The sequence below is a fragment of the Corallococcus sp. AB030 genome, assembly GCF_003668965.1.
Classification (GTDB): domain Bacteria; phylum Myxococcota; class Myxococcia; order Myxococcales; family Myxococcaceae; genus Corallococcus; species Corallococcus exiguus.
The window spans coordinates 24,025-30,511 of record NZ_RAWQ01000127.1; the positions used below are offsets into that span (position 1 = coordinate 24,025).

Sequence of the window (6,487 nt, forward strand, 5' to 3'; positions counted from 1 at the left end):
GTGATGTACGCGGGGGTGAGAGGACTTTTCGGAATAGGTTAAAGACGCGCGGTCTGCTGGGACCCCTTGGTGGGTAGGGACGCACGCACGAGGGCCTGTTGCGCGCGCTGGCCCCGGGTCGCGGACGCGGTTACAGAATGCGTGGGCGACGAGGAGGCCCCCCATGGGCGAGACAGTGGATTACGAGGCGGGCATCCGGGAGCTGAAGCGCTCCATGAACGCGGTCATCCTGGCGCACTACTACCAGGAGAGCGAAGTGCAGGACGTGGCCGACTTCGTCGGTGACAGCCTGGCGCTCGCGCAGGCGGCGGCGCGGACGGAGGCGGACGTCATCGTCTTCTGCGGTGTGCACTTCATGGCGGAAACCGCCAAGATTCTGAATCCCAGCCGACAAGTGTTGCTTCCGGACCTCAAGGCCGGCTGCTCGTTGTCGGACCGGTGCCCGCCCGCGGCCTTCAAGGCGTTCAAGGACAAACACCCGGGCGCCTTCGTGGTGTCGTACGTGAACAGCTCCGCCGCGGTGAAGGCGATGAGCGACGTCATCTGCACGTCGTCCAACGCCGTGCGCATCGTGAACCAGATTCCGAAGGACCGCCCCATCCTCTTCGCGCCGGATCAACACCTGGGCCGGCACGTGATGAAGGAGACGGGCCGCGACATGGTGCTGTGGCCGGGCAGCTGCATCGTCCATGAAATCTTCAGCGAGAAGAAGCTCGTGGGGCTGAAGGTCGAGCATCCGGACGCGGAGGTGGTGGCCCACCCGGAGTGCGAGCAGCAAGTCTTGCGGCACGCGGACTTCATCGGCTCCACCAAGGCCATCCTGGATTACGCGGTGAAGAGCCCGAAGAAGAAGTTCATCGTGGTGACGGAGGCGGGCATCCTCCACCAGATGAAGAAGGCCGCGCCGGACAAGACGTACATCCCGGCGCCGCCGGACAACGGGTGTGCGTGCAACGAGTGCCCGTACATGCGCCTCAACACGCTGGAGAAGCTCTACCGCTGCATGCGGGACAGGACGCCGGAGCTGGTGCTGCCGGCGGACCTGCAGCACGCGGCGCTCGCCCCCCTGCAGCGGATGCTGGAGTGGTCCGCCTGAAACAAGCGGGACGCGGGACTGTCGCCCGCGTCCCACGTTTGGCAACTCGCGTCTTGCGGACGGCGGGCCCAAGTGCCATGGAAGGAACGTGGCCTTCCGATTTCTCGCACTTCCCTCCCACCGGCTGGTGGACTTCCCCAAGACCCTGCCGGACGAAGAGCGCCTCGAGCCGGACCTGCCTCCGGTGCACGAGGCCGTGGAGCGCGCCCTCGCCGGCGCCGAGTTCCGCGACCTGAAAGCCCGCGACCGCCTGCGCGCCCTGCTCCAGGGGGACCGTCCCCCGGCCCTGGGCTCGCCGGGCAAGGGCTTTGGCGCGAGCGCCATCTTCGCCCAGCCGCCCCAGGACCTGCCCGCGCTGCTGCGCCTGGCGGATGAGCTGGAGCACCTGGCCCGCCTGGAGGCCGGCGAGCGCGCGCTGGTGTGGAAGTGCAGCCAATGCAGTGCCCGCTACGCGGTGCCGGTGGCCCTGGTGCGCCAGGTGTCCATCCGCTGCGAGCGCTGCGGCAACCCGGTGCAGCTGTCCTCGCAGGAGAGCCTGGGCGAAGAGGCCCTCATCGACCCGTTCCAGGGCGCGGTGAACAGCAGCCGGCACCAGCTGGCGGCCTTCTTCCGCGAGGCCATGGCGCGAGGCTGGCCGGTGCTCGTGGCCGAGGGCGGAGCCCCTGCCCCGCGCGGGCGCTCTTCCAGCCCGGCGGCCTGAGCCACCTCGCTGTCGTTCCCAAGGGGGCCCTTCCACGGGCCCCCTTTTCGTTTCAGATGAAGATGCCGGCGGAGGCGTCGTTGCGCGCCTCCTGGAGCTCCTGCGTGGCGGGGCGGCCGCGCAGCGCATCCGTCACCTGGCGCGGCGCATGACGGCCCGAGCACTTGGAGCACTCGCACTTGCCGCGCTTGCAGGTGCAGTCCGCCTTGCTGCCGCAGGAGCACTTCGCCGTCAGCAGCTGATCCAGCTCCTCCAGCGGGCGCGGCGCGTCGTCCTTCTGGGCCTCCGGGGCCTTGTGGGCCTCCGGTGCCGGCGTCTGGGGCGCGGTGCCCTTGGACGCGGCGGCCGCCTTCGCGTGGGCCTCGCAGGCGTGGGCGCTGGCGGGCAGAAGCCAGAGGCCGCCCATCAGCAATCCCGCGGTCATCAACGTCGCGCTGCGTGCCATGTCCGCTCTCCTTGGCGAAGGCCTGGGGAAGGCTTGGGGGGAGGCATCCGCCGTCCCGGCCTATAGCGCAGGGCATTCCCCCTGCCAAGGCATTCGCACGCACCTTTGCCTACCCGTCAACGGAGCCCACGGTGCGCTCGCCCGGCGCGGGGGCGCGCGCGTACAGTCCGCGCCCTCCTGCCCGTGACGAACCGAACTGCTCGCATCGCCTTTGTCGCCGCGCTCGTCCTGGGGGCGCTCCCGCTCTGGGTGTCGCGCTCGCTGCCCATGGTGGACCTGCCCCAGCACCTGTACCTCATCTCGGTGCTGCACCGGCTGGACGACCCGACGACGCTCTACCCCACGCTGTTCGCGGCGAGGCACGAGCTGACGCCGTACCTGGGCTACTACTACCTCGTCAGCGCGCTCAACTGGCTCTTGCCCCTGGAGATGGCCAACCGCGTCTTCCTCACCGCGTACGTGGTGGGGATGCCGCTGGGCATGGCCTTCCTGTTGCGCGGCCTGGGCCGGCCGTCGTGGCCCGCGCTGCTCACGCTGCCGCTCGCGTACGGGGACAGCTTCGGCTGGGGCTTCATCAACTACCTGGCGGCCCTGCCGCTGACGCTGCTGTGCTGCGGCCTCTTCGTGCGGACGCTGACGGACGCGCCACGACGGCTGCGCTGGGGTGTGGGGCTGGCGGTGTGCCTGGTGGCGGTGCTGCTCTTCCACGTGCAGGCCTTCGGGTTCCTGGCGTTCGGGCTGCCGTGGTTGCTCCTCACCACGCCGGTGCCGGAGGACGCGGCGGCGCGGGGAATCGTGGCCCGGGTGAAGCCGCGCGTGCCGGCGCTCCTGGGCGTGGTGCCCGGCGTGACGCTGTTCCTGTCGTGGGTGGTGCTGCGGTTCGGCAACCCGCCGGACATCCAGCCGGGCGCGCCGTGGAAGGCGTGGGGGCCCACGTTCTCGCCGCAGAACCTGGCGTGGAAGGGCTTCGAGCAGAACCGCGCGGAGTTCTTCCAGGTGCTCGCCAACACGTTCCACGACGGCTCGGACCGCTGGCCGCTGTACGCGGTGGGCGCGGTGGCGGTGGCGGGCTGGGTGCTGGGACTCGTGGGGCCGGGGACGCGCCGCGAGGGCCCGCTGGCGCGCTGGCGGCTGTTGGGGCTGGGGGTGCTGGCGCTGGCGCTGTACTTCCTCCTGCCCTTCGACATCCGGGGGTACGTCTACTACCTCAACACGCGCTACGCGCACCTGGCCGCGGCGCTGCTGGTGGCGAGCATGCCGGCCGCGCGCGCGGACTGGCGGCGGCCGTTGGGGCTCGCGGCGGCGGCGAGCGCGTTGCTGCTGGCCTTCGTGATGGGGCGCGGCTTCCAGAACTTCTCCCAGGAGGCCCGCGAGTTGGAGGCGCTGTCCGGCCTGGCCGCGAACCGGCCGAAGGTGATGGGGCTGGTGTTCGACCCGCGCTCCAGCGTGGTGCGCTTCCCCGTCTTCATCCACGCCGCGGCGGTGGTGGCGCGCGAGCGCGGCGGGGTGCCCAACTTCACCTTCGCCACCACGCCCCACTCGCCCCTGCGCTACCGGGGGGAGGTGCCGCCCACCTTCCCGTCCGAGTGGCGGCCGCAGGAGATGAACCAAGCGACGCAGGGCACCTGGTACGACCACTTCCTGGTGCGCGGGGTGCATCCGTCGCGCGTCTTCGGTGCCCGGCTCCAGTCGGAACTGGTCATCGTGGGACAAAGTGGAGGGAGCTGGCTGGTGCGGCGGCGGTAGCGCGTGAAGTAGAAACCCGGCGCATGAGCCCTGCCTCCACCGAGCCCCGTCCCCTGCTGGATGCGTTGCGCGCCGGCACACCCCTGCCCGCCTTCCCGGAGGCGGACGTCGCCCAGGCCCGGAAGCTCGCGGACGACGTGGGCTCCGCGACGCCCGCGGCCGTGGAGGCCCTGCCCGAGGCCCTGGCGGGCGCGGTGCTGGAGGCCGCCGTGCTGGCGGGCCAGGTGGCGCTGCCGGAGGCCCTGTCCGCTTCGTCGGTGAAGCCGCTGGCCAAGGCCGCGAAGAAGGCGCTCTACCGGCTGCGCTCGCGCGGCGTCACCCCGGCGGAAGCCCCCAGGGAGGCGCCCATGGCTCCGGCCCCGGAGACGCTGCCCACGCTGGTGACGGTGGTGTCGTCGGCGGGGCAGTACGGCCTGCTGCTCACGCGCGTGGTGCGCGGCGGCGTGGAGCTGCTCCAGGTCATCGCGTCGGATGAGCAGGGCGTGCTGGAGCTCAACCGCACCGAGCAGAGCCGCGGGGACATCCGCCGCATCCTCAAGCACGGGCTGAAGAACGGCTTCGGCATGGAGGTCTCCCGCGATGAGGGGGCCCGGCTGCTCGCCGAGGCCGCGGCCCTCAACCTGAGCACCCGCACGCCCTTCCCTCCGGACCTGGAGGCCGCGCTGCGCCACCACGGAGTGCAGCCCATCCACGTGCCCGAGCCCCTCCCCGCCCCCGAGCCCGACGACGTGCGCCATGCCCTGGAGGGCGATCAGCTCCACGCGACGCCGGAGATCGCCGAGTGGATGCCGCCCGACGCGGAGATGCGGGGCCTGATGGAGCAGGTGCAGGCGCTGGCGTCGAGCCCGCTGGCGTTGAGCGGGGCCCAGCGCCAGGAACAGGTGCGGCAGCGGGTGCTGGACGCGGCGAGGGCCTACTTCACCCCGGAGGTGCGCCAGCGCTACGCGCGCCGCCTGTGGCGCATGGCGGCCTTCTTCGACGCGACCGGGCGGGCCCTCCAGGCATCCATCGCCCGGGGCGAGGCGCGGCGCCTCTTCCACGGACTCGACGAGCCCTTCTCGCTCTTCGCGGAGACGCTCTTCGCCAAGGTCGTGGTCCTGGCCGCGGCGGGTGCCCAGGCCCAGGCGGCGCAGGGCGCCACGGCCCCCGAGGCGCCTCCTGCCGCCCTCACGGGCGAGCGGCGCAGCCCCGGCGGACTCATCCTGCCCTGACGGCGCCCCTGAGCCGTCGGGAGCCGCCGTCAGCGGGGCCCGCGTCCCGGACGCCTCGAAGGCGCCCCGGGAGCGGGCCCGCTGGCATCAGAGCTGCTCCGTGCGGGCGCACAGGAGCAGGTCCAGGTTCTCGTGCTCCCAGGCGAGCGCCCGTTGGTAGTCGTGGAAGCGCTTCTCGTGCTCCATCAACTCCGGCGGGTGGATGCAGCGCCGGCCGTCCTCGCCCCGGCGGGCTCGGTAGACGTGGTGCAGCATCTCGTGGAAGACGATCCACTCCACGAAGTACCGGGGCACCAGCGGCTGATCCAACGCCGGGTGGATGCGGATGACCTTCGAGTCCGCCGAGTACGAGCCCATCTTGATGCTCTTGCGAGGCCCCTTCACCCGGGGCGCCGGCCCATAGGTGATGGCCGCGTCGATGCGGCTCTGGAAGTAGCGCTCGTTGAGCCGCTCATAGATGCGGGTCAGGTCGTGGTAGCGCCCCACCGGGGACAGCCGCAACCGCTTGCGCATCTGCGCCGGGGACAGCCGGCGGATGAAGATGCGGTTGCGCTCGATGTAGCGGTCCAGGAGCGCGCTGGCGTCCGGGTCCCCCTTGCGCACGAAGCTCGCGAGCGCCTGGAGCACTTCGTCCGGTGCGGCCAGGAACATGTGGTGCAGCCTCAACCTCCACAGCGCCCGCTGGCGTTGGAACGTCAGCATCGTGTGGGTGTTGTCGTGGATCTCCACCGCCACCTTCCCCCGCAGCCGCGTGCGCAACCGGCGCTCCAACACGCGTCGCCACACCTTCACCAGTCGGTTGGGCTCTGGGGCGACCGGGAGCTGCCGGGCCACCCTCCCCGCGGGGTAGGTCCTCTGTCGGATGATGTTCTTCTGCTTCTTCGCGCGAGCCATAGAGGGGCCGGAGTCTACGGACCCCTCTGACATGTGTAAACGCGCCCGCCTGGTGGAAAACCAAGGAATTCCAACGACTTAAGGGCACTCAAGCGTACCCGGTCCTACGTGTCCTCCGGGGGGTGCGGATGCCGCATACGCGTAAGTCGCCGTGCCAATTAGCGTCGCCTGCGGCATGGGACCCGGAGCGTCTGGAGTTCCCCGGTTACAGGTCGGACGTTGTAGGTCTCGATGCCCCGAGGTGCACGCCGTCCCGGGCAGGTGTACTGGACGCGGAGCGGGCCGGGAGCCAGGGCGACCACCTGGTTGATGGGCAGCTTTCCGCCCCCCGGCCGGCCAAGCACGGTGCGCACCGGGGCCTCGAAGCGGACCTCCACGGTGGCGGGGGGTGGGGG

General features: G+C 71.2%; 7 protein-coding genes. 4 read left to right on the forward strand and 3 right to left on the reverse strand.

What is annotated here, in order from left to right:
• Positions 1-163: 163 nt before the first annotated feature.
• Both nadA and D7Y15_RS26865 read left to right on the forward strand, forming a co-directional pair.
• A complete protein-coding gene (gene nadA / locus D7Y15_RS26860; protein ID WP_120578459.1) occupies positions 164-1,096 on the forward strand; it encodes a quinolinate synthase NadA in 933 nt (310 codons plus the stop codon).
• Between the two features lie 88 nt (positions 1,097-1,184).
• Positions 1,185-1,796, forward strand: a complete 612-nt coding sequence (locus D7Y15_RS26865; RefSeq protein ID WP_120578458.1) for a hypothetical protein — start codon at positions 1,185-1,187, stop codon at positions 1,794-1,796.
• 52 nt (positions 1,797-1,848) lie between these two features.
• Here D7Y15_RS26865 and D7Y15_RS26870 read toward each other — a convergent pair whose 3' ends face one another.
• Positions 1,849-2,241, reverse strand: coding sequence for a metallothionein (locus tag D7Y15_RS26870; RefSeq protein ID WP_121754353.1), 393 nt, complete (start codon positions 2,239-2,241; stop codon positions 1,849-1,851).
• 183 nt (positions 2,242-2,424) lie between these two features.
• Here D7Y15_RS26870 and D7Y15_RS26875 point away from each other — a divergent pair, with 183 nt between their 5' ends.
• Both D7Y15_RS26875 and D7Y15_RS26880 read left to right on the forward strand, forming a co-directional pair.
• On the forward strand, positions 2,425-3,987 hold the full coding sequence (locus D7Y15_RS26875; RefSeq protein ID WP_169820867.1) for a hypothetical protein: 1,563 nt from the start codon (positions 2,425-2,427) through the stop codon (positions 3,985-3,987).
• Between the two features lie 23 nt (positions 3,988-4,010).
• Positions 4,011-5,198 carry a hypothetical protein gene (locus tag D7Y15_RS26880; protein ID WP_121754355.1) on the forward strand — a complete coding sequence of 396 codons (1,188 nt, stop codon included), beginning with the start codon at positions 4,011-4,013 and terminating at the stop codon, positions 5,196-5,198.
• 87 nt (positions 5,199-5,285) lie between these two features.
• On the opposite strand, the gene D7Y15_RS26885 is transcribed toward D7Y15_RS26880, so the two are convergent.
• Together D7Y15_RS26885 and D7Y15_RS45965 are read right to left on the reverse strand one after the other, a co-directional pair.
• On the reverse strand, positions 5,286-6,092 hold the full coding sequence (locus tag D7Y15_RS26885) for a hypothetical protein (RefSeq protein ID WP_167548358.1): 807 nt from the start codon (positions 6,090-6,092) through the stop codon (positions 5,286-5,288).
• A 158-nt stretch (positions 6,093-6,250) separates the two neighbouring features.
• Positions 6,251-6,487 (reverse strand): hypothetical protein (locus D7Y15_RS45965; RefSeq protein WP_211486981.1); only part of this gene is annotated, 237 nt, incomplete at its 5' end.